This is a genomic window from Mariprofundus erugo (genome assembly GCF_005818865.1).
Lineage (GTDB): Bacteria > Pseudomonadota > Zetaproteobacteria > Mariprofundales > Mariprofundaceae > Mariprofundus > Mariprofundus erugo.
In genome coordinates, this window is sequence record NZ_VBRY01000014.1 from 25,876 (window position 1) to 50,419 (window position 24,544).

Genomic DNA, 24,544 nt, shown 5'->3' on the forward strand with positions numbered 1-24,544 from the left:
CAGCGCATCCGATCATGGCTGTCGTCAGCAGCAGCTTGCGGATGTGTGATGCGCAGTCATATATCAGCGATCGCACTGTACGCCCTGACTAAGGTGCAGATCAGGGCTGAGATGATGGCTCCGCTCGCCCCAGCTCTGCGGCAATGGTCTGGCTTAACTGGGCAATGCTGAAAGGCTTGGCGATCAGTGTAATGCCCTCCATGGCCAGATGTTTCATGGATTGTTTCTGATCATAGCCGCTCATGAATATGACCCTGATGGCCGGATTGATGTCGCAAAGCCGGCGATACGCCTCATCGCCGCTGAGTCTTGGCATGACAATATCCATCAGGACCAGGTCAATACAGGACTGGAACTCACGATACTTTTCGATGGCCTCGATGCCATCTTCAGCGCAGTACATGCGGTAACCCAGCTGGTTCAACACCGTGCAAATAGCGTTGCGAATCGGTGCATCATCATCGACCAGTAAAATCCCCTGATGCAGGGTGCTTGCTACTGTTTCGTGGATTTCCTGCACCGCTTCCTGCTCTCTGGCGGTAAGTGGCAGATAGATATCGAAGCGGCTTCCAAGGCCGGGTTCGCTCTCGACATCAATGATGCCATCCATGGACTCGATGACTTTATAGACCATGGAGAGCCCAAGGCCGGTTCCCTTGCCGATCCCCTTGCTGGTGAAAAACGGATCAAAGATCTGTGGCAGATGTTCACGTGTGATGCCGCAGCCGTTATCGCTGACCTGTAAGTGGGCCCACTCTCCGTGTGCGTGGGTGTGATGGAAATCGCGAAATTCGCTGTCCGGTATGAAGTAATAGAGGCCCACCGAGATGGCGGGGCTTTCGCTTTCTTCAACAGCATCGCGAGCATTATTAAGCAGGTTGATCAGGACCTGCTGAGCCTGTACCAGTGATCCGTATACCAGCATGTCCCGCTCTTCGATATCGAGGTTCAGCGAGATATTTTCCGGCAACAATACACGGTGGTTTTTAATCGCCTCCTTGAGAAAGCTGTTGATGGAAAATACCCTTTTTTCGACATCATCGTTGCGGGAAAATGCCAGCAGTGATTTGATCAATTCGGCAGCCTCAAAACAGAGGGCCTGTGCCATTTGTAGATGTTTTTGTGATTGCTTCTCTTTCTGGGCGAGAAACAGGTGGCCGGTAATGGCGGCGAGTTTATTGTTAAAATCGTGCGCGATACCGCCAACGAGTGTACCGATGGCCTCCATCTTCTGTGCCTGACGCAGCTGGGCTTCCAGTTTTTCAAAATCAGAGATGTCCTGGATGGTGCCATAGATATGTGAGGTATGATGATCATGGTGCTGATCGCAAAAGGTGATCAGCTGTACCGCATTGACCGGGTGTCCCGGACGCATCTCCAGTCGCATTTTGAACGGCTGTGCCGCAGTAATGCCTGATTGCATCTCATCCAGCAGGCGGGCACCGTCCTGTTCGGAAAACTGTGTGATAAAGTCGGCCAGCGGCATTTTGAGCTGTGGCTGGCGCGAGAGCCCCAGTATCAACGCCGCCTCTTTTGACAACGATATCATATGGGTCTCGAGATTCAGCTCCCATCCGCCCAGATGTGAAATATGCTGGGAAAGCTCCAGGTCGGCACGGATATGGTTGAGCTCGTCAATCAGACGGGCGCGTTCCATAGCGTGCCGTAACGCGCGCAGGAAACCGCTGCCATTGACCTGTCCTTTGACAATAAAATCCTGTGCCCCTTTGCTGATAAGCGAGAGTCCGTACTCCTCATCACTGATGCCCGTCATGACGACAACAGGGATGCCATTCGCGATCTGAAGGATGCTATCGAGTGTTTTATCGCCTTCACCGGAGTCCGGCAGGTTCAGGTCCAGTACCACGATCCGGTAGCGTCTCTCAGCCAGAAGACGTTTTCCCTCGGCCAGAGTGGCAGCAAAATCGGCCGTAATCTCAGTGCGACCGGCATCATACAGATACTCGCGAATCAGACGCTGGTCGCCCGGGTTATCCTCGATGACAAGCATTTGAAGCATTTCCACAAGGCCTCCTTTTTGTTGGCAAACAATTCTGATGGATCAGTGTGTTCGTGCGGATTTCCGGCCTCCAGCTACAACTGATGCTCACATCGGGTCGAAAGGTCTGTCATCCTCCCTGCAGGTGGTCACGTGGTGGCAGCTTGACGATGGAGAGCCAGAAATCATTGACGGTGGTAATGACCCGGGTGAACTCCTCGAAGCTGATCGGTTTGGTGATAAAGCAGTTGGCGTGCAGCTTGTACGTATGCGCAATGTCTTCATCGGCAGAGGAGGAGGTGAGAATGATCACCGGTATATGTTTTAATCGCTCATCGGCCTTTATTTCTGCCAGTACCTGACGTCCGTCAAGCCTTGGCAGATTGAGATCGAGAATAATAATGTCCGGTCGGCTTGCATCGGCATACGCGCCCTCCCTGCGCAGAAACTGCAGCGCCTCCACTCCGTCAGACGCGACGGAAAGCTTGTTGTGCAGCTTCATGTCCTTGAACGCTTCCACCGTCAGGCGGACATCGCCGGGGCTGTCCTCCACCAGCAGTATTTCGATCGCTTGTTCACCCGTGCTCATTCAAAGCCTCCTTGTGATCCGGAATGAAAAATATAAATGTGGAACCTTTACCCACTTCAGACTCAACCCGGATATGGCCGCCATGGCGTGTGACGATTCTTTGGCACAGAGCAAGGCCGATGCCGGTTCCGGGGTATTTATCCCTGGTATGCAGGCGCTGGAAGATGACGAAAATTTTATCGAAATAGTCTTTCTCGATACCGATGCCATGGTCGCGGACAGAAAATTGCCAGCCACCCTCAACCCGTTCGGCGGCGACATGAATCTGATGGCTGCCATCGGGGCGGGAAAATTTGATGGCATTTTGCAGCAGGTTGGTCATCAGCTGGCGCATTTGCGTCGGATCCGCCTCGATTTCCGGCAGTGTTTCACAATGAATGGAGGCTTCTGACTCCCGTATCATCAGCTCAAGCGGAAACAGGGACTGTTGAAAAATCTGATTCATATCGACGGGCTGGAACTCGGCACCATGACTTTTGACCCTTGAGTAGAGCAGCAGGTCCTGAATCAGTTGCTGCATGCGTTCGGCACCATCGACGGCATAATGGATAAAATCCTGACCATCCTGATCCAGCTTGTCGCTGTAGCGGCGGGCAATCAGTTGCACATAGCTGGAAACCATGCGCAGGGGTTCCTGAAGATCATGGGAGGCAACATAGGCAAACTGCTGCAGCTCCTGATTTGACTGATCCAGCGATACAATCAGTTTTTCCCGTTCGCTGTCATAGGCGACGTGATCGGTAATATCGCGAACGAAAACGATGATGCCCTGTCGCCCCGGCCAGTAGGAGGCGCTGATCTCCATGTTCAGGATGCGTCCGTCACTGGCTTGGTGGCGTGTTTCAAAACGATCGAAGCCGTTGGTCATGATCCTGTCGATTCTTGCGGCAGTTTCCTCCGGCGACTCGATAATTTCAAACTTCTGGACCGGAGCGCCGATAATCTCATCCATGCTGTAGCCGCTGATACGGGCATAGGCTTCGTTGGCATCGATAATGATGCCCTCCATGTTGACCAGCCAGTATCCATCGCGCGTAGTCGCCTTGATGGTTTCATACTGTTCGGCTTCCAGCCTTAAATCGTCCTGTACCGCTTTTAATTCCCGAATATCGCGTATGATGGTGGAGATAAACATCGGTGCCCCGTTTTCATCCCTGTGCAGCATCATCACCTTGGAAACCGGAATATCATCGCCATGGCGGGGGTGCAACAGGGTTTCTCCACTCCAGATGCCCTGGGCCATCAGGCAGGTCATACCCTCATCAAGAATCAGTGCGGATTGCGCCGGCGGATGCATATCGGCCATGTTCAGGGTGGAGATATCACGTTGCTCATCCAGCCCGATCAGTTTGCGTCCACCGGCATTGAGATACAGAAGGTTGCCGGAGAGGTCGGTCATGGAAACATAATCGGTGGTGGTATTGAGTACCATCTCCAGTCGCATGGCCTCGGCAATACGGGATTGAAGGTTGTGTTCAAGTGTCTGATTGCTGAGATCAAGCTGCAAGCTGAGTTGTTGCTGCAGTCGCAACCGCCGGTTGGCCAGCTGGCTGGCCCGAACCGCCACGACAACGGCAATGCTCATCAGGGTACCGAACAGCAGGATCACGGTGGCAGGATTGAAGCTGCTGTCTGTTTCATGCGCCTGCAGGGTATGGGCCGCCATAGCCCGATATAATTCCAGTGTGATCGACATGGCAATCACAGCAAGTGAGGCAGGCAGCCAGCGCTCGCTGTTGCCATCATGATCCTGTTCAGGCTGTCGGATGCACAGCAGCAGGGTCGCCCCCAGCACAAAAAAGCAGAAGGCCGTGTGAACAGCCATATGGCTCATGCCGTGCCAGCCGTGAGCCGCTTCGAGATCAATGGCATAGCCGATCAGTGAGGACGTGGAAAGACCTGCAATCAGTGCGGCAGCGATGGCCGAGATGGCCAGCCGGTATGGAAATGGCGGTGCGGTGAGCAGGAGCAGGCTTGTCACAGCCAGTATAAATGAAGCAGCCGTATTGGCCGCCATTCTGCCGGGATATGGCGTTTGCGTGGTGATATAGTGCTGCATCAGGAGCTGGTCGATATGGAAATCAGCACCCGTGCCATATTCCAGCAGGGTCAGCAATGCAATCACGCCTGCCAGTACGGCCACTGCTCTGGCTGCGATGAACTGTTGCCTTATCAGCGCAATGCCTGCGATCCCCACAAGCAGAAAACTGAGCGCTGTATTGAACTGCATCGGGACAAAAGAGGGGTTGATCTGAATCAGTGCCGGATCATGTATCGACCAGCCGGTCATCACCAGCAAACCCGCCACCACGATAAAGATGAAGGCAGACAGCTGCAGCGGCTGACTGATCCGGCTATTCAAGGGATACCTTGCTCTCATGCATCGGATGGGCTCCTGTATGTACGTCTGCAACTTACCGGTTGGACCACTGCATCCAGCATGTCGCATGCCATTTTTGCAGGCGGTGCGACCCTGTTGTCTATTCCCTTGCTGATCATCTGCTGTCTGCACGGTCTCTTCAACCATAAAAAAATAAGCGGGTTAGGGGGGGCTCTGAATAAGTCAGCCTATCACTGCAGCGAGTCAAACCAGATGCGTACGTGTCTGGTTTGTAAGCAAGGGTAAATTGTGTTTGCTGTTGCGGGCTGAGGTTGGCCGGGATGGCAGGGGGGCAGTGCTGCCGGATAGAAATAGACGCGGGCTGGCTGCTTTTGCCCGGCGCTTCAAGGTGGAGCTCCGGATATTGAAGCAAACCATTTTGTCATTTAGGATCAATGGCGATGACCGAGCATGCCGATCAACAAACTATCCTTATTGTCGATGATATCGACACTAATATCACTGTGTTGGCCGGTGTGCTGCAGCCGCATTACCAGGTTCTGGCGGCCCGTAATGGTGCTCTGGCGCTGAAGCTTGCCCGCAAGAAGGACCCCAAACCGGATTTGATATTACTGGATATCATGATGCCGGAGATGGATGGGTACGAGGTATGCCGCCAACTCAAAGCCGATCCTGTGACCTCCGATATTCCCTTGATCTTCGTGACTTCGAAGGATTCTGTCGAGGAGGAGCGCGTTGGCCTTGAGCTGGGAGCTGTGGACTACATTACCAAGCCGATCAGTCCGGCCATCGTCCTGGCGCGAGTCCATACCCACCTGGCGTTGTACGATCAGAGACGCGAGCTGGAACGTAAAGTCAGGATACGTACGGAAGAGCTTAACGCGACGCGTTTGAAGATCATCCAGCGACTGGGTCTGGCTGCAGAATACAAGGATAACGAGACCGGTCTGCATGTGATTCGTGTCGGGCACTTTTCCAGGCTGATTGCTCAGGCCTATGGAGGAAATGAGGACTGGGTTGACCTTATTTTCAATGCGGCTCCCATGCATGATATCGGCAAGATCGGGATCCCGGATAAGATACTGAGAAAAGAAGACAAGCTGGATGAGGGGGAGTGGGAGACCATGCGATCTCATACCGAGATCGGAGCCCGTATTATTGGCGATGATGATTCATCACCGTTGCTGCAGATGTCCAGGGATATTGCCCTGACGCACCACGAAAAATGGGATGGCAGTGGTTACCCATACGGGCTGAAGCAGGAGATGATCCCTCTGTCCGGCAGAATTGTTGCGATTGCCGATGTGTTTGATGCGTTAACGTCGGTCCGCCCCTATAAAAAGGCATGGAGTGTTGGCGATGCGATTGATCTGATCAATCGCAGCAGTGGCAGTCAGTTTGATCCGAAACTGGTTGACTGCTTCAATAAGGTCATAGACGAGATGGTTGAGTTCAAGGATCGGCACAAAGATTAATGGGGTATGATGATAGCGCCGGTTGCGTACGTATGGTTGCAATGCAGTACGGGCCATGATGCTTGATCATGCTATCGCGATGTTGATTGATTGCCATCCTGGCAGAAATCAGTTCGCAAAGACAAAAGCGTGACAAAGAGGCAGGAAGCCGATTGGACGGCCAAAGGCCGCTCGCAGGGCGAGGGCATGATGCCCGAGTCATTTTGTCTTTGCTTACAAATCAGGCACTGATGCGTCTGATTTGGCGAGCCGTCCATGGCTCGCCCGGAAGCGCCGAATGAATCAGCGCTTCCTTAAAAAGGACAGGCATGATGAAGCAGGAACTCGTTTGATGAAAGCAGATCATGAGCCGCAGCTGAATATTTCATGGAAGGCCGGTCTGCTGGTGGCGGTGAGCTATGCCATAGTCGGGAAACTGGGCTTGATGCTGGCGTTGCCTCCTGGTTATGCCAGCCCGATATTTCCTCCTGCCGGCCTCGCCGTTGCCCTGACCTATCTGGCCGGCGTGTCCACCTTACCCTGGATTTTTCTTGGATCACTACTGCTCAACCTGATGGTTGGAGATGCACAGTTCACTCAGGTGATCGGACTCAATTCGATGTGGATTGCGCTGGCCTCATCGCTGCAGGCTCTTTGGGGGGGCTGGCTGTTGCGCCGCTATCTGGGTCGTTGTTCCCTGCTGGATAATGGCAGTGATATTTTACGCTTTCTTGTCTCTGCACCGGTGATCTGCCTGGTTAGCAGCACCCTTTCGGTGACCGGATTGTGGATGCTCGGAACCCTTGCAGGCGAGGCATGGTTGGGCAGCTGGTTTCACTGGTGGATTGGCGATACGCTGGGCATGATCGTTATTTTCCCGCTGGTGATGTTGTTCTACGGACAACCGGTCAACAAGTGGCGTCAACGGCGTTTACTGGTGGCTTTGCCGACATTGCTGGCTTTTACGCTTGTTGTGGTTGGCTATGTCATGACCTCTCGTGCTGAGCAGGAGAAAAGCCTTCACGCTTTCCACTTACAGGCACAACAGTTTGCGGACCTTGTGCAGGCCCGTTTTGAGGAGCAGGAGGGCTTTCTCGGTCAGCTGGATGCTCACTTCTCGCTTCATGATGGCAGCGTTGAGTCGCGGGCGAATTTCGGTGATCTGGTCCGGGAGTCATTAAAGCGCTTCCCGATGATTCAGGCGGTTGAGTGGGTTCCTCAGGTCCCGGACAAACAACGCGATGCGTTTGTACGTGGTCAGGCTTTGGAGATTCCAGGGTTTGAGATCCGGCAGCGGGACAGTAGCGGCCGGATGGTGCACGCAGATCGGAGAGCTGACTACTTTCCGGTGACCTATATAGCCCCCTTAAAGGGCAATGAGGAGGCGCTCGGCTTTGACCTGGCCTCGAACCCGCTTCGCAGGCAGGCGGTGATGCGAGCGATGGAGAGCGATGGCGTTGTGGCGACACCGCCATTGCATCTGGTGCAGGAGAAAAGTCAGCAATACGGTATTTTGCTGCTGAAGAAAATATCTGCCGGCGGCAATGCACCGGGACTGGTCCTGACGGTACTGAGAGTCGGTGACTTCCTTGAACAATCGCTTGCCGGCAATAGCGATATGTCGGTTCGCGTGAGCGATGATCTTGAAAAGGTCGTTATTTTTGGGGCTGCAGAAAAAGAAACAGCTGCGGCCTCCTATGGCCGGGTGCTTGAATATGGCGGGCGCCACTATCGTATTGAGATATCACCGACACAATCGTATCTGGCCAGGCACAAGGGGATAGAGAGCTGGTCTTTTTTAACGGCTGGCCTTTTCAGTACCGGAATACTTGCCGGGATGATGTTGCTGATCACCGGTTATGCCGCGCGTGTGGAGGAGATGGTGAAGGAAAGAACCCGGGCCTTATCTGAAAGCAATGAAACCCTGTTAGAGGCACAGAGTGAGCTCAAAGTGAGAGAGGCGCGTTACCGTAACCTGTTTGAGGGAACAGGTGATGCTGTGTTGCTGCTCGAAGAGAACGGATTCACCGATTGCAATGAGGCGACTCTGAGGTTGTTCGGACTTACGGATAAGTCCGAAATCATCGGTCGTCATCCGACCGACTTCTCACCGCCGGAACAGCCTGATGGCAGGAGCTCATCCGAGGCCGCCCGGGCCTGTCTTGAAGAGGCATTTCAGCATGGCCGGGCATTTTTTGAGTGGACCCACCGCCGCGCCGACAATCATCGCATTTTTCCGGCTGAGGTACTGATTAATGTACTCAAGAGTGAGAATAATCTGGTGCAGGCAGTGGTGCGTGATATCTCCGAGCGCAAGGCGCAGGAGCAGGCCCTGCTTGATAGTCATGCAAAATACCACCGCCTGGTGAGTGATATCGGTGATGAGTTTGTCATCTTTCGTTATCGCGCTGACAACGGCGTACTGGACTTTGTCAGTGACGGGGTGAAATCGATCTTCGGGCTGGAGAAAGAGGCGGTCATTGGTCAGTCGTGGGTGGATGTGATCAACTGGTTACCGGAGGACCTTCCGGAGGCACTTGCCAGCATTGCCACCCTGGTGAATCGCGAGCTCAGCGAGACCGAAGTTGAGATACGTTTTTTCCATCCCGGTGGTGAATTGCGTACGATCCATACCGTTCAGCATGCAAGCTGGAGCAGCAGTGACGGAGTCCCTTTTATTGAGGGCATTGCACAAAATGTGACACTGCAGAGAAAAGATGCGGCAGAGCTCAGGAGTGCACGTGAGCAGGCCGAGGTGGCCAATCGCGCCAAAAGCGAGTTTCTGGCCAATATGAGCCATGAAATTCGTACGCCGATGAATGCCATCATCGGAATGTCGCACCTGCTTGAACGGACATCGCTGGATGTACGCCAGCAAGAATACCTGGGCAAATTGCAGCATGCTGCGAAAAGTCTGCTCGGTATCATCAACGATATTCTGGATTTCTCAAAAATTGAGGCGGATCAACTGGAGCTGGAGAACGTCTCCTTTCACCTTGATGACGTGATGGAGAACCTCGCCAATATGATCGGTATACAGGCAAGGGAGAAGGGCATCGAGTTGATCTTCGATATCGATGAAAATATTCCGTCACTGCTGATCGGGGATCCATTGCGCTTTGGGCAGGTATTGACCAACCTGGGCAGTAACGCTGTCAAGTTTACCGATGCCGGGGGCGAAATTGTTGTTGCCATTCGCCAGGAGTCCGGTAGTGGCAATCATATCTGTCTGCATTGCAGTGTGCAGGATACCGGTATCGGCATGAGCGAGGAGGAGCTTTCCAGGCTGTTCCATGCATTCAGTCAGGGCGACAGCTCCACATCGCGAAAATTCGGTGGTAGCGGTCTGGGGCTGGCCATTTGCAAGCGGCTGGTGAGTGCGATGAATGGCGATATCCGCGTTGAAAGTGAGGCAGGTGTCGGCAGTACATTCCATTTTAACGTTTGTATGGAGGTCCAGCCCAACAATCAACGCCGCTGGATGGCCGATGATATCCATGGCTTGCGGGTGTTGGTGGTCGATGATAACGACGCGTCCCGAAGGGCGCTGTCTCACGCTTTTGCCGGATTCGGAACTCATGTCTCCGAGGCTGCATCGGGTTTGCAGGCCATCGAGCTGATTGAGCGTGCCGATCAGGAAACCCCGTTCGACCTGGTGTTGATGGACTGGAAGATGCCCCGTATGGACGGGGTCAAAACGACCCGCATTATCCAGAATAACTCCGATATCCGCCATCAGCCGAAGATCATGATGCTTACCTCCTTCGGAGAGGAACAGCTTCAGTCGTATATGCATCATTCCAATATCAAGCTGGATGGTATGGTAGCCAAACCCGTTTCGCCCGGTACTCTGCTTGATGCAACCCTGTCGGCTCTGGGGCATGAGGTGGTAGCCCCCGTTCGCTCTGGCCCTGGTCAGGGCGATTACCAGAAGTCGGTCAAGCATCTGCAAGGTGCACACTTGTTACTGGCAGAAGACAACATCATTAATCAGGAGCTGGCGCTGGATTTGTTGATTCAGCACGGGATCAGTGTCGAGGCTGTGAATAACGGGGCAGAAGTGCTCGATCGTCTTGAACACGATACATACGATGGCATACTGATGGATTGTCAGATGCCGGTGATGGATGGATATGAGGCTACGCGCAGGATTCGTCAGCAGGCGCGTTTCAGGGATTTGCCCATTATCGCCATGACGGCCAATGCACTCAGTGAAGATCGGGAAAAGGTACTGGCTGCAGGTATGAATGATCATATTGCCAAACCCGTTCACCTGACCCGTATGTTCAACACCATGGCTCAATGGATTTCACCATCCAGGTCAGTCTCTGACAGAGGCTCGCATGCACTGCCGCCATCAAGCCGTGACGAGGCCATACATCTGCCGACTCTGGCAGGGGTTGATACTGCGCGCGGGCTTTCGATCACCATGAATAATGTTGCCATGTATCGCCGGCTGCTGATTCGTTTTCGAGATTCAGAACAACATTTCGCACAGCAGTTCCGCGATGCAGCCTTTGATGCTGATCCGGGCACGCAGAGGCGTTTGGCCCATTCTCTGAAAGGTGCGGCGGGTAACCTGGGCATCAAGGGGGTTCAGCAGGCAGCCAGTGCACTGGAACAGGCCTGTGTAGATAAACCGGATGAAGTCGATCAATGTCTCAATCAGGTGATGGCCGAATTACTGCCGGTGCTCGAATCATTGAACGGGCTAAAGATTGAACCTGTTGCCGGGCAGGCAGACCATCTGCCCGATATGGATCCGGCCGCTGTTGAGCCTCTGTTGCAGGAACTGCAGCGGCAGATATCGAATTGAGCACTTGATTCAGAAGCCACCATTGAGCGGCTGGCTCCCTTGTTGAGAGCTTCGAGGTATCGGGAGGCTTTTGCGGCCGTGTCCAAAGCGGTTGCAGAGTACGATTTCGAGTCGGCTGATCAGAAGCTGCAGCTTCTGGTCGGCCGGTTGGGGCTGCACGGGCCTGAGTAATCGTATAAGCCCTGCTTGGCTCAGCGCTTATACAAGGGCCGGGCATCATCTTCCGAGCAGACTGATGTGAAAAAAAACGGATGTCGCGTGCAGATTAAATGTACACGTTGATCTTTACGGTTAGCTGGATATCACTGTATCGGCCGGATCCACCTGGACATGGTGATCCACATCTGTGAAACATCAATCGGCTTGGTGATATGGTCATTCATGCCAGATTGAGCGGGCAGCGACGAGTCTGAATCCATCTCTTCGGCACTCATGGCCAGAATCGGCAGAGACTGAAAGCGTGGCTGTTTTCTTATTTCACGTGTGGCTTCATATCCATCCATGACCGGCATCTGACAGTCCATCAGTACACCATCGAAGTCGTGAATTTCCAGAAGCTCCAAGGCCTCTTTGCCGTTTGTGGCGATCTCGACGTGGATGCCATTGCAGGTGAGCAGCTCAACGGCAATCTCCCTGTTGATCTCGTTATCCTCGACCAACAGAACCCTGGCTCCCTTGAGTTGCTGCAGAGCCTGATCGACCGCATCCTCCTCCGTCACGGTACTCACCGTGATACAGTTGGCGAGTGTGACCGTGAAATGGAAGGTGCTGCCATGCTCCTTCTCACTTTCAACCCAGATCTTTCCTCCCATCACCTCCACGATCATTTTGGAGATCAACAGCCCGAGTCCGCTGCCGCCATATTCACGCGCGGTCGATGCATCGGCCTGAGAAAAGGACCGAAACAGCTTTTGCTGCTGCGCGAGTGTCATGCCGATGCCGGAATCCTTAATGGAGAATTTTAATGCAATGGTATCTTCCGTTGTATCCAGCAAGCACGCTGAAACGGTCACGGTACTGTTTTCCGGGCTGAATTTGACCGCGTTACTGACCAGGTTGATAAGAACCTGCCCAAGCCTGAGCGGGTCGCCCCGCATGACGGGCGGAATCTGCGGGTCGATATCCACCATCATGCGAATCCGTTTGCCACGCGCATTGGTTTCGGTGATGAACAGCAGGTTCTCAATGACGCTTTGCAGTTCAAAGTTGACCAGCTCCAGCACCAGTTTCCCCGATTCAACCCTGGAGAAATCCAGTACCTCATTGACAATGCGCAGCAGGTTTTCCGCCGAGCGATGAATTTTATCGATGCTGTCACGTTGCTTTTCGTCCAGCTGCGTTTGCATGACCATGTTGGTCATACCGATAATCGCATGCATGGGGGTGCGGATCTCGTGGCTCATGTGAGCCAGAAACATCGACTTGCTTCGGGTGGCCCGTTCTGCCTCCTCCTTGGCCTCGCGTAATTTTGTTTCCATCTCTTTGCGCAGCGACTTTTCCCGCATGATATCCATGGTGCGCGTGGTTAAACGTTCGTACATGGTCAGAACCGTTTGAATAAACAGCCGGGTGGAGCCGCTCATCTCCTCATTCGAACGGGCCTTGGCTTCAGCCAGTGTGCAACCGGATTCCAGTGCCAGCACAACCTTGGCCATGCGCTTGTCGTTATCGAGTATGTGATAGGCCAGCCACTTTGACAGGTAGGTAATGATATCCTGAAGCACATCATCGAGTGGTTTTTCCCCCTCTTCCTGTCGCAGCGCGACGACATGCTCAATGAATGACCCGTGTGACTCCTGATGCTCGGTCAGCCATATATCGTTCGGCAGATATTTCTCCCATACCTGTTCTTCCGACTGAAAGTGGTAGTCCGCATAGTCAGCCAGTTCATCGAAGTAGCTGTTAAGCGTGGACGGGTGGGAGCGGTTGGCGAGGTGTGCAGCAAGCCGGTTGAGGATATCGACCAGCCGTTTATGCTGTTTGTCGATATGTTCGATACCGGTTTCGAAATTTGTATCCCATGGAAATATTTCGAAATACTCGATTGGATCATCATGTTGCATGGAGTTCGTCTCCCACTTTTGATGAATACGGCATCTGCCCTGCTCCTCACACTCGATTTCAGCTCTTTATCAGTCAAGAAAGAATGGTGCCGAAATGACAGTGACGGGAGCGGATGCATCGAGCTGCTGCAGCGTGCCTTAAAGATATCTGTGCAGGTGGTTGAAAAGTCATCAGCTGATGTTGTCTCGCAATCAGTGCTGAATGGGGTGCGTGCGGTGAAAATCAGGGCTGATCGACCCCCCGGGTGCTTTTGGTTCCCGCGTTTTTACTGGCAGAGGCACGTCTTTTGCTTGGAATCGTGCACATCGATATTGCGCAAGTCTGAGCAGGCTTGTATTGCGGTGCAGGAGATGCCAGTGGATATGGAACATTATCGCAAAGGTGTGCAGCCGGTACTCATTGCCACCCTGATTATGACGGTCCTTGTGTCCGCCATTATTGTTTTCTCCTGGCATCAGATGGTGGATGCCCGTCAGCAGCACCTTAATGATGAGTTCCGCTCTGATATCGCTGAAATCCGTGTCAAAATTGCCGAGCGTATGACGGCCTATAGTCAAATTTTGAAGGGGGGACGCAGCCTGTTTCTTGCCTCTTCTGAAGTGACCCGTCAGGAGTGGCACACCTATGTCTCCAGTCTTCAGCTGGATAAGGATTATCGCGGTATTCAGGGCGTCGGTTATGCCATGGCGGTGACGCCGGATCAGTTGTCATCGCATGAGGCGGAGATTCGCAGAGAAGGTTTTCGCGACTACCGTATCTGGCCTGAGGGTGAGCGGGATCTTTATACCGCGATTGTATATCTGGAACCATTCGACTGGCGTAATCAGCGAGCATTCGGCTATGACATGTTTGCCCAGTCGACCCGCCATGAGGCGATGGCGCGTGCACGCGACAGCGGCGAACCGTCATTAAGCGGCAAGGTGCTGCTGGTTCAGGAAACCAACGAGGAACCACAGGCCGGTACCTTGTTGTATGTCCCTTTATATCGCAAGGATGTGCCGCTGGAAACCGTGGCGCAGCGGAGAGATGCCCTGCTGGGCTGGGTCTACAGTCCCTATCGGATGGATGATCTCATCGAAGGGATGCTGGGTAGCCGTGCCAGCGATTTGCGCCTGCAAATTTATGATGATAACGCCGATCATGCCGACAACCTTCTGTATGACAGTCAGCCGAATGCGGCGGGCGGATCGCTGATCTCTTTTAACCTGCCGCTGGAGACCGCCGGGCGTGTATGGCAGCTGCGGTTTCAGGCATTGCCTGCCTATGCGGAGGCGATCGGCATCCGTTCGCTGGTGCCGGAGATGGCCGGTATGGTATTGATCGGACTGTTATTGATTGCACTGACCTGGAATCTGTTCAATACACAACGTCGGGCCAGCAGGCTGGCCCATCAGCTGACCGCATCGCTGCGTCAGAGCGAGGAGCGCTGGAGTTTTGCGCTGGAGGGGAGTGGTGATGGCGTATGGGACTGGAATATCAGCACGGGCAAGGTCTTTTTCTCGCCCCGTTTCAGACAGATTCTGGGGCTGGAAGAGGGCGATCTTGAGGGGAGTATGGAAGGGTGGAAGCAGCGACTGCATGCCGGTGATGTCGACATGGTCGAGCATGAGCTGGCGCGCCACCTGCGCGGAGAGAGCAGTGAATATGTGTGCGAGTACCGTATCCGCCATCGTAACGGTCGCTATATATGGGTTCTTGGCCGTGGCAGGGTGATCAGTTACAGCGAGGATGGCACGCCACTGCGACTGGTCGGGACGACCAGCGACATCAGCCGGCGTCGTCAGGCCGAGGAGAAAATACGGCTGTTATCGCAATCGGTGCACCAGTCCGGTGAGGCGATCATGATGACGGATGCCACCGGCATGATTGAATACGTCAATCCGGCTTTTACCACGATCACAGGTTACAGCGAGGCGGAAGCCGTGGGACAGACTCCACGCCTGCTCAATAGCGGTGCCCAGAGCAATCAGTTGTATGCAGCATTGTGGGCGACGATCAGCAGCGGTCGTACATGGCATGGCCGCATTGTCGATCGCAAGAAGGATGGCAGTTTCTATCCGGCCATGCTGACCATTTCGCCGATCTCCAGCACGGGGGGGGAGATCACCCATTATGTCGGTATTCAGCAGAGTCTGCAGGAGTATGAGGATATGGAGGCGCGTTTCCATCAGTCACAGAAGATGGAGGCGATCGGTACGCTGGTGGGAGGAATTGCCCACGATTTCAATAATACGCTGGCCGGTATTACCGGAAACCTATATCTGGCGCGCAAACGTGTGCAGGAGCAGCCCGAGCTCTACGATCGACTGGGCATCATCGAGCAGCTGGCATTCCGGGCGGCAGCCATGATCAAGCAGCTGCTTACCTTTTCACGCAAGAGTAAACCGGAAATGACGCCCGTCGCTATTCACTCGTTTATCAAGGAGACGATCAAGCTGCACCGGATTTCATTGCCGGAGAATATCGAGCTTAAAGCCGTGGTGGGTGAGGGGGACTTCGTCATCATGGGGGATGTGAATCTGCTGCAGCAGGTGATGATCAACCTGTTGAACAATGCCCGTGATGCGCTCGACGGCATCGAGCATCCTGCCATTGAGGTCGGGCTGGAACGCTATAACGCAGATGAGCAGTTTCATGCTGATCACCCGGAGCTGGCGGGTGATCAGCTGGTCCATATCCGGGTATGTGATAATGGCCATGGTATCAGCCAGACGGATCTGGCTCATGTATTCGAACCGTTTTTTACCACCAAAGGGGTGGGTAAGGGGACAGGCCTTGGACTGTCGATGGTGTATGGGGCCATTCAGAGCCACCGGGGTGTGATTTCCATTGAATCACAAATGGAGCAGGGCACCTGTGTGCATATCTATCTGCCGTTGATGCGGGTGCGGGTGCCACAGGAAAACGAGGATGTGTTGCGGGTCATGCACGGGCAGGGCGAATGTATCCTGCTGGTGGATGATCATGAGGAGACACTGGCCACCCACAGAGAGGTGCTGGAAAGTCTCAATTACCGCGTGATCACTGCAACGAACGGAGCCGATGCGGTTGATATCTATCGCAAGCAGCAGGGGCATATTGATCTGGTGGTGCTGGATGTGGTGATGCCGAGGATGGGCGGCAAGGAGGCCTTCTGGGAGATCCGTGCCATCGATCCGATGGCGCGCATGATGTTTGCGACCGGTTATGATCGCGGCAATGTGCAAAAAGATCCTGATCTGGCGGATATTCCGGTGATTAACAAGCCGTTTGTCGTGGCCGAACTCAGCCAGGTGATCGGCAGGTTGTTGAAGCGCAGTTAGGGAGATGCTGCCCGGCGTTTTTTTTCGGATACCGTAAAGGTCGCTCTGGAGGTCATTGCGTCCTGATCTGGCCGGATGATACGGCCGGTATTAGTGTCGCCCCCTATGAATACCGGCATCGATAATACCCTGTTCCATTTGATCAATGATGCGCATACGCCATGGCTTGATGGCTGCTTTGGTGTGATCAGCGGCTTGGGTGACGGGCTGGTCGTGGCCCTGCTCTGTGCGTTGCTGATGTTGTTTCACTTGCGGCTTGGCCTGGCTTCGCTGCTCGCTTTTGCCATCTCCGGCTTGTTGGCTCAGTTGTTGAAGCGTCTGTTTGATACGCCGCGACCAGCCGCTCTGCTTGAGCATGTGCATGTGCTCGGTTCCACCCTGACCACTCACAGCTTCCCTTCCGGCCACGCCACCTCCGACGGGGTGATGGTGCTGGCGGCGCTGTTGTTGTGGCGCCTGCACGACTGGCGAAGCTGGACTGTCGCCGGCTTGTTTGTGGTGGCCGCTATTGGCCGTATTTATGGTGGTGCTCATTTTCCAGTCGATGTGATGGCCGGGCTGCTGCTCGGTATTACGACGATGTGGGCGATGTGGCACTGGTCGGCCCGCTGGCCTGTCGAGCGCTGGCAGGTATCGGAGTGGAGCTGGAAAATTCCCGGTTTGATCGTGGCGGTTTTGGCGGCTGTGCTGGGCCTTGGTTATCATATGCAGCCATCGACGGCTCAGTCGCTGGCTCTGATATTGCCGGTGGCCTCCCTGATGATATTGTTGCAGCAGTGGAAAAAGAGGGTGCCGCATGAGCAGTGATATGCAGGTTCATTTTGAACTGCTGGAAACAGCCGATCGTGTTGAAGGGATTGCCCGTCTGCTGCTCAGGCGCGGCCGCCTGACCCCATCCGTACTGGTACTGTGTCCGGATGACGGTTTTGCCGCCCAGCTGGATGAGCGGTTGTGGACGATTCACCCGGAGTCCTTTCTTGCTCATGCCATTGCCGGCTCCGATCCTGTCCACAATGCCCGGCAACCGATTCTGTTGTCGACCTCGATTGTGCGCGATAATCAGGCCACGGTTCTGATCAATGGCGGGCTTGAGCTTCCTCCCGATATTTCCGGCTTTTCGCATCTGGTTGATTTCGTTGATGGCTGGGATGAAGGATTGAAGCAGGCGGCGCGTGAGCGTTTTCGTACCTATCGCCAGATGGGGCTGGAGCCGAAATATCTGGGGAGCAAATCATGATGACTTCGCAAGAAGTCATCAGCGCGCCCATGGACGGGCGCGCAAATCAGATGCTTGCATCCAAGTATCTGATTTGTAAGGAAAGTGAAAATCACACTTTTCGCTTTCCGTGGAGAAAAAAGGCCAGGATGGACTTTTTGCGAGACCATCAATCATGACTCAACCGGATGAACGCCGTTCCTTTATCCGCCACCCGGTGGATGTGCCGATTCAGATTTACCCGCAGCTGGGGCCGCTGCTGTCGGAGGTGCAGATGCGCGATGTCGGCAAGGGGGGGCTGGCCTTTCGTACCAATGTGGCACTCGATAGCGGCATGCTGCTGACGCTGGTGATTCCGCATGTGCATCCTCCGTTTGAGGAGACAGGGGTGGTCTGCTGGTGTCAGCCCGATGGTGACAGCTTTGAGGTCGGGGTGCGTTTCGTCGATCAGGAGGTCATGTTCAAGGCCCGTATGGTGGAGCAGATCTGTTATATTGAAGAGTATCGCCGGCGCGAGAACGGGCGCGGCAGGCGTTTGTCGCTTGAGGAGTCGGCCCGCGAATGGGTGAACAAATATGCAGCTGATTTCGGTCTGAACTGAAATGTCATTACACTTTACCTCTGCCACGATGGCCTATCTCGAAGAGCTGGCCGCAAACAACAATCGCAACTGGTTTCAGGAGCATAAGCAGCGTTATGAGGATGATGTCCGTCAACCGGCTCTGGCACTGATTGAATCAGTCGGTGAGCGCCTTCCCGATATGGCACCGCACTTTACCGCCGATGCCCGCAAGATGGGCGGTTCATTGATGCGAATTTATCGCGACAGCCGTTTCTCCAAAGATAAAACGCCCTACAAAACCAACATCGGTATCCAGTTCAGGCATGAAGCGGGCAAGGATGTGCATGCCCCAGGTTTCTATCTGCATATCAGTCCCTCGGCCTGTTTTATTGGTGCCGGTATCTGGCATCCGGAAGCCGATGCGCTGCAAAAGATTCGCCGCTTTATTGCCGATGAGCCACAGCTCTGGCTTGCAGCACGCGATGACCCTGCCTTCAGCCGCTGGTTTTATCTCGATGGTGACAGTCTGAAAAATGCACCGCGCGGTTTTGATAAAGCGCACCCGCTGCTTGAGGATATCCGGCGCAAGGACTTTATCGCCATCAGTGATATTGCCCCGGTATTGATTGAGCAGGCCGATCTGGCCGATATCGCCTGTGATTATTTCAGGGCGGCAACGCCATTGATGCAGTTTCTCTGCCGGGCACTGCGTTTACCGTTTTAGCGATGATCTGAATCGCTAAAACGGCAGTAGTGAGGCAGTGCGTCCGGGGCGAACCCGGCAGCTAACCACCCTGCACATCAGCATTTTTTTACCGGCGTCGATGACAGATGGCTGTTGCGTACAATGGCTTTGGCTACTCGTCGGGTGAGGTTCTGGCTGGCCATATACCTACTCCAGCAAGGGTTCAATGGGGGGCGTTTGCGTCGATAAACCGTGTGAGTGGCCCGGATTATGCTGATAAAGCCCCGGGCCATTTTCCCGGGGGGTGATGTGTGCGCTTGAGTTTGCCACTTAAAACAGCTGTGGTTTTGACGCTGTTGATTTCCATTGCCATGACCGTGATCGCCTATTTCTCCATTGAGCGGGGGGTGCAGGTTCAGCGCGATCATGTTGTGTCGCAAATGCGTAACGAGGTGGAGTCGGAGCTGGTCTCTATCCGCTACAGCCTGCAGCAGGTTCGCGCCGAGCTGCGGGTGCTGGCAGAGCTTCCGCCTGTGTCCGGGCTGGTACGGGCATCGGCGTATCAGGGCCATGATCCGGAAGGCGGTGTCAGCGATGCCTTCTGGCATAAACGTCTGGAGCAGATCTTTGTCGCCCATATGCGCCAGCATCCGATGTATCATCAAATGCGCCTGCTCGATGCACAGGGCATGGAGCTTGTGCGCGTCAATCAGACAGCCACGGATGTTGAGGTGGTGGCGCGCGATGCCTTGCAGAGCAAACGAGGGGAATTTTATTTTAGCCAGGCGCTGGCGACCCCGCCGGGGCAACTCTATTACTCACCGGTCAGCCTGAATCGCGAACACGGCAAGCTGGAGCGCCCGTATCTGCCGATGTTGCGTATCTGCATTGCCATTCATGATAGCGACGGAAAGCCATGGGGCGTGATCATGATCAATGTGCGGGCACGCTGGCTGTTTGATCTTAAGCGGGGCAATATCGACGGGCATAAATCGGCTTCTGCACGGCAGTTTACCCTGACCGATCAGGATAACCGGTTGTTGCCGATTGTGGATGCTGCCATGCAGGCGGTTGCACAGGGCGAGTTGGCGCCACTGTATGAACGACATGCCCACTTTGCCGGTGCCGATGCAGAGGTGTCGGATGAGCTGGGGCTTGAGTGGATTAAAGCTGAAGATGCGCTCGAGGGCATGCAGCGTATCTATTTCAACCCCGATGATCGCCAGCACTACTGGCTGCTGCACTTCTCCATACCGGCCTATGATATATTCGATCAGATCACCGAAATCCGGCGGCAGATGCTCATTAACAGCGGGCTGGGGCTCGGGCTGATTCTGCTGCTGGTGTTGTGGTATGTGAACCGGACGATGGTCCAGCCGGTATTAACGATGGTACGGGCCACCTCCAGCATGCGGGATGGAGACCTGGGGGTACGGCTGGATGCAGCAGGGCAGTCACCTGAACTGGCACAACTGTTTACCAACATCAATGCCTTTGCTGAAACGCAGGAGCAGTTGACGACGCATCTGGAGGAGCAGGTGGCCGAGCGAACCCAGCGTCTGAGCAGTACGCTGAACAGTCTCAGTGATGCCGTGCTTACCGTCGATGCGGATGGTGTGATTGTATCGGTCAATGATGCTACCGCTCATTTGTTCGGCTATGCCGATCGTGAAGTGGTGGGGGGCATGATCGGCATGGTGTTGCCGCATGCATGGGACAAGCTTGCGGCCGAGCTGCAAGCGGAGGGCGGGATGATGCGCTCCGAGCAGGTGGCCCGGCACCTTAACGGCACTGATTTTCCCGTCGAGGTGACGCTGCGCAATATTATTGTCGATGGCTCGCGGCATGTGCTTGCCTGCATTCGCGATATTACCGAGCGCAAGCAGAGAATGGCCGAGATCCGGCGGCAGAACAGTGAGCTGACGCTCAGACAGGTTTATGACACCTCCTATGCAAAGATTCTGACACTGTTCAGCTCCACCATGGATCGTGAGTTTGTCATGCAGCAGATGCTCGATGTACTGGCTGAGCATCACCCGATTCCGCTCTCGGCTCTTTATCTGTTTGATGAGCGCCATGAAGAGATGCAACTGGTGGCCAGTCGTGGCTGTAGCAGCCGGCTGGCCGGCTCCCTTTCACCTGCCGATGGTCTGGTACGTGAAGCGGTGCGTGCCGGGGATTTGCAGATACTGAACAGCGAATCACTGCTGCCGGATGAGCTCTCCATCCAGTGTGGTATTGTCGCATTCAGGCCTGCTGCGATTGCGGTGTTGCCGGTGATCTATCAGAAGCAGACGCGAGGGGTGCTGATCATGGCTGCCTCGGCTCTGTTATCGGAGCTCGATCAACAGTATTTACGCCGGCTTGGTCACCAGCTGGGGGTGATGTTTCACAATCTTCAGCAGTATGAAGCGATGCGTCTGCTGAGCGAACAGTTACAGCGGCAGAGCATTCAGATTGGTGAAAAGAATGCCGAGCTTGAGCGGGCGAGCAATATGAAATCGGAGTTTCTGGCCAATATGAGCCATGAACTGCGTACGCCGCTGAATGCCATTATCGGCTTTTCCGAAATCATGCGTGACGGGCTGGTGGGCGATATCAATGAAGAGCAGCACGAATATTGCGACGATATCTACCGCAGTGGCCAGCATCTGCTTGAGTTGATCAACGATATTCTCGACCTCTCCAAGATCGAGGCCGGCAAGATGGAGCTCGATCTCACCGAGGTGGCGGTATGTGATCTGGTACAGGCCAGCCTGTCGATTGTCAGGGAGAAGGCGAATCACCATGCCATCCGGCTGGAGAGCATCTGTGATCAGAGCATTCCTGCTGTTCGTCTGGATGCGCGCAGGGTCAAGCAGGTGCTGTTTAATCTGCTCTCCAATGCGGTCAAGTTTACGCCCGACGGTGGCCGGGTGACGGTGACGACCACTCTGCGCCGCCGTGATGAGCTGCCTCAGGCACCCGCTTCACAGTGGCAGCAGTGGGTTGAAATCTCCGTGCGCGATAATGGTATCGGCATCAGTGCGGATGATTTGCCCCGATTGTTCCAGTCATTCCAGCAGCTGGAGCATCCGATGACCAAACAGCATCAGGGCACCGGACTGGGGCTGGTGATGGTCAAACGACTGGTGGAGATGCATGGCGGCAGCATGACGGTTGAGAGCCGGGAGGGGGAGGGTAGCTGTTTTACCCTGTGGTTGCCGGTGCGTGAAGATGAATCGGCAGCGGCTTGTGAGGTGCAGGTGGTGGCGAACCCTGTCATAGTGGATGAGCGGCGACAGTGGAAGGGGATTTTACCCGGCTCGCTGGTGTTGATTGTCGAGGATGATGATGGTGCGGCCAAATTGATCGGCCACCATCTTGAGAACGCCGGCTACCGCACATGGCGGGTTGAATCGGCTGAGCGGGCGCTTGAGTTTATGCGCAAGGTGCGTCCCGATGTGATCACGCTGGATATCATGCTGCCCGGCATGGACGGCTGGCAGCTGATGGAGAGTCTCAAACATGCGCCCGGATTAAGTACCATTCCGGTGATTATCATTTCTATCGTTGCCGATGCCGCCCGCAGTTATGTGCTGGGAGCTTCGCGTATGTTGTGTAAGCCGGTCAGAAAACACGATCTGCTCGATGCCATGACCGGACTTGGCTTGCATGTACCTGTCGCCGGGGCTCAGCTCAACGTGCTGGTGGTGGATGATGATCCGGTCAGCCTGAAGCTGATCCGGCAATACCTGGATGGTGACCGTTATCATATCAGTGCTGCCGGCAATGGCAGGCAGGCACTGGAGATGATCGCAGCTTCGTTACCCGATCTGATTATCCTTGATCTGATGATGCCGCAGATGGATGGCTTTGAGCTGGCCGAATTGCTGAGCCGTAACGAGGCGAGCCACCAGATTCCGATTCTTGTCATTACCGCCAAAGAGTTGAGTCGTATGGATCGCGAACGCCTTGCCGGCAAGGTCGATGGCATCATCAGCAAGAGTGAGATGAGTGCGGATAGCCTGATGAATGAATTCAGGCGCGTGACCCGGCTCGCTGCCACTGGCGGGGAGCAGGTATGAAACGCATTGTGATTATCGAGGATAATGCTCTGAACCGGAAGCTTGCCTGCAGGATATTAAGCGGCTCGGGCTATGACGTGATAGAGGCGGTTTCTGCTGAAGATGGGCTGGCACTGGTTCGCTTACACCGGCCCTCGCTGGTCCTGATGGATATGCAGCTACCCGGCATGGATGGCATCGAGGCAACCCGTCAGATCAGGGGGGATGCCACAACAGCGCATATACCCGTGCTGGCCGTGACCGCACTGGCAATGGCCGAGGACAGGGCGCACGTCCTGGCCAATGGCTGTGATGGTTATCTGGCCAAGCCTTATGCCTATCAGGCGTTATTGCAGGCGGTCGAGTCATTGCTGACCGGATATGGGGCGGAGAGCTGATGTATGCAGGTTCAGGGTGACAGATGAAGCAGAGGCAGGTGATGGTGCATAAATAAGGGCCGGTGTGGTGCACTGGCAGGGGTAACAGATGGCATTTTCATTATTGAATATTAAAGGGGCGGATATCCTTGTCGTCGATGACGATGAGCGTAACCGGCGACTGCTCTGTAAACGACTTGAAGCGGACGGCTATTGTTGCCGGCAGGCAGCCAACGGCAGGGATGCATTGCAGGCGGTGGCTGCAACGCCACCGGATTTGATTCTGCTGGATATCATGATGCCGGAAATGGATGGTTTTGAGGTGGTTACGCGGCTGAAGCAGGAGGATGGCAGTCGGACGATTCCGGTGATCATGATTACCGCGCTGGAGGACAAGGCCTCCGTGATACGGGCGCTCTCATCCGGTGCCGAAGAGTATTTAACCAAACCGATCGATGCGACTGAACTGCATGTGCGGGTGCGCAATATGTTGCGCCTGAAGCGTTCTGCCGACCATTTGAAAAATCATAATGAACAGCTGGAAGCGGAGGTGTGCAAACGGACGGCAGATCTGCAGCAGTCGTTTATGGCAACGCTGGATTCGCTCGGTCGTGCTGCTGACTTTCGTGATGATGAAACGGGAGCCCATGTTCGCCGTATCAGCTATTACAGTCGCGAGCTTGCCCGTGAGCTGGGGATGGATGATGATTATTGTGAGCAGATTTTTCACGCCAGTCCGCTGCATGATATCGGAAAAATTGGCACCCCCGATGCCGTATTGTTCAAGGAGGGGCCGCTGAATGAGGATGAGTGGCGGGTGATGAAGCAGCATACTACGGCAGGCTGGGGCATTCTGACCGGTTTGAACTCGCCATATACTGATATGGGCTGTGAAATCGCGCTTGGTCACCACGAACGCTGGGATGGCGGTGGTTATCCATCGGGGCTTGCCGGTGCTGCCATCCCGCTAGGAGTCTGCGCGGCAGAAGCTAGTGCTGATCGTATGATTCATGTTTAGGATGAAGCATGAGTACGAGTTATCGCCCCTACCACCCTGATCAGTCGCTGTTGTTGCCGCCATCGTTATCGGATT

14 protein-coding genes are annotated in these 24,544 nt (G+C 54.6%); 10 read left to right on the plus strand and 4 right to left on the minus strand.

Annotated elements, in window-relative coordinates; all coding sequences use genetic code 11:
• Positions 1-100: 100 nt before the first annotated feature.
• The 3 genes from FEF65_RS12495 to FEF65_RS12505 form a co-directional block, all read right to left on the minus strand.
• Positions 101-2,020: a response regulator gene (locus tag FEF65_RS12495; protein WP_138240153.1), complete on the minus strand. Its 1,920-nt coding sequence runs from the start codon at positions 2,018-2,020 to the stop codon at positions 101-103.
• 109 nt (positions 2,021-2,129) lie between these two features.
• The gene (locus FEF65_RS12500; RefSeq protein ID WP_138240154.1) at positions 2,130-2,588 is read right to left on the minus strand and encodes a response regulator; all 459 of its coding nucleotides are present in this window, start codon (positions 2,586-2,588) and stop codon (positions 2,130-2,132) included.
• On the minus strand, positions 2,575-4,968 hold the full coding sequence (locus tag FEF65_RS12505) for a sensor histidine kinase (RefSeq protein WP_161595246.1): 2,394 nt from the start codon (positions 4,966-4,968) through the stop codon (positions 2,575-2,577). Before FEF65_RS12505 ends, FEF65_RS12500 begins: the two co-directional genes overlap by 14 nt.
• A gap of 401 nt (positions 4,969-5,369) precedes the next feature.
• On the opposite strand from FEF65_RS12505, the gene FEF65_RS12510 reads away from it, so the two are divergent.
• On the plus strand, positions 5,370-6,404 hold the full coding sequence (locus FEF65_RS12510) for an HD-GYP domain-containing protein (protein WP_170304454.1): 1,035 nt from the start codon (positions 5,370-5,372) through the stop codon (positions 6,402-6,404).
• 331 nt (positions 6,405-6,735) lie between these two features.
• Entirely contained in the window at positions 6,736-11,199 is a 4,464-nt protein-coding gene (locus tag FEF65_RS12515) for a response regulator (protein ID WP_161595247.1), read from the plus strand.
• Positions 11,200-11,501: 302 nt separating this feature from the next.
• Here the strand turns inward: FEF65_RS12515 and FEF65_RS12520 are convergent, their stop codons facing one another.
• Entirely contained in the window at positions 11,502-13,262 is a 1,761-nt protein-coding gene (locus FEF65_RS12520; protein WP_138240158.1) for a bacteriohemerythrin, read from the minus strand.
• A gap of 363 nt (positions 13,263-13,625) precedes the next feature.
• Here FEF65_RS12520 and FEF65_RS12525 point away from each other — a divergent pair, with 363 nt between their 5' ends.
• The 8 genes from FEF65_RS12525 to FEF65_RS12560 all read left to right on the plus strand — a co-directional run bounded on the left by FEF65_RS12525 (position 13,626) and on the right by FEF65_RS12560 (position 24,469).
• Positions 13,626-16,565 carry a CHASE domain-containing protein gene (locus tag FEF65_RS12525; protein ID WP_238701399.1) on the plus strand — a complete coding sequence of 980 codons (2,940 nt, stop codon included), beginning with the start codon at positions 13,626-13,628 and terminating at the stop codon, positions 16,563-16,565.
• A gap of 105 nt (positions 16,566-16,670) precedes the next feature.
• Complete coding sequence (locus FEF65_RS12530; protein WP_138240160.1) at positions 16,671-17,372, plus strand: phosphatase PAP2 family protein; 702 nt, start codon at positions 16,671-16,673, stop codon at positions 17,370-17,372.
• A complete protein-coding gene (locus tag FEF65_RS12535; RefSeq protein WP_138240161.1) occupies positions 17,362-17,802 on the plus strand; it encodes a DNA polymerase III subunit chi in 441 nt (146 codons plus the stop codon). The genes FEF65_RS12530 and FEF65_RS12535 overlap by 11 nt, the downstream gene beginning before the upstream one ends.
• 154 nt (positions 17,803-17,956) lie before the next feature.
• The gene (locus FEF65_RS12540; protein WP_138240162.1) at positions 17,957-18,382 is read left to right on the plus strand and encodes a PilZ domain-containing protein; all 426 of its coding nucleotides are present in this window, start codon (positions 17,957-17,959) and stop codon (positions 18,380-18,382) included.
• 1 nt (position 18,383) lies between these two features.
• Positions 18,384-19,067, plus strand: a complete 684-nt coding sequence (locus tag FEF65_RS12545; protein ID WP_138240163.1) for a DUF2461 domain-containing protein — start codon at positions 18,384-18,386, stop codon at positions 19,065-19,067.
• Positions 19,068-19,339: 272 nt separating this feature from the next.
• The gene (locus tag FEF65_RS12550; RefSeq protein WP_138240164.1) at positions 19,340-23,095 is read left to right on the plus strand and encodes a response regulator; all 3,756 of its coding nucleotides are present in this window, start codon (positions 19,340-19,342) and stop codon (positions 23,093-23,095) included.
• Positions 23,092-23,472: a response regulator gene (locus tag FEF65_RS12555; protein ID WP_138240165.1), complete on the plus strand. Its 381-nt coding sequence runs from the start codon at positions 23,092-23,094 to the stop codon at positions 23,470-23,472. Before FEF65_RS12550 ends, FEF65_RS12555 begins: the two co-directional genes overlap by 4 nt.
• An 88-nt stretch (positions 23,473-23,560) precedes the next feature.
• Positions 23,561-24,469 carry a response regulator gene (locus FEF65_RS12560; protein WP_138240166.1) on the plus strand — a complete coding sequence of 303 codons (909 nt, stop codon included), beginning with the start codon at positions 23,561-23,563 and terminating at the stop codon, positions 24,467-24,469.
• Positions 24,470-24,544: the final 75 nt, after the last annotated feature.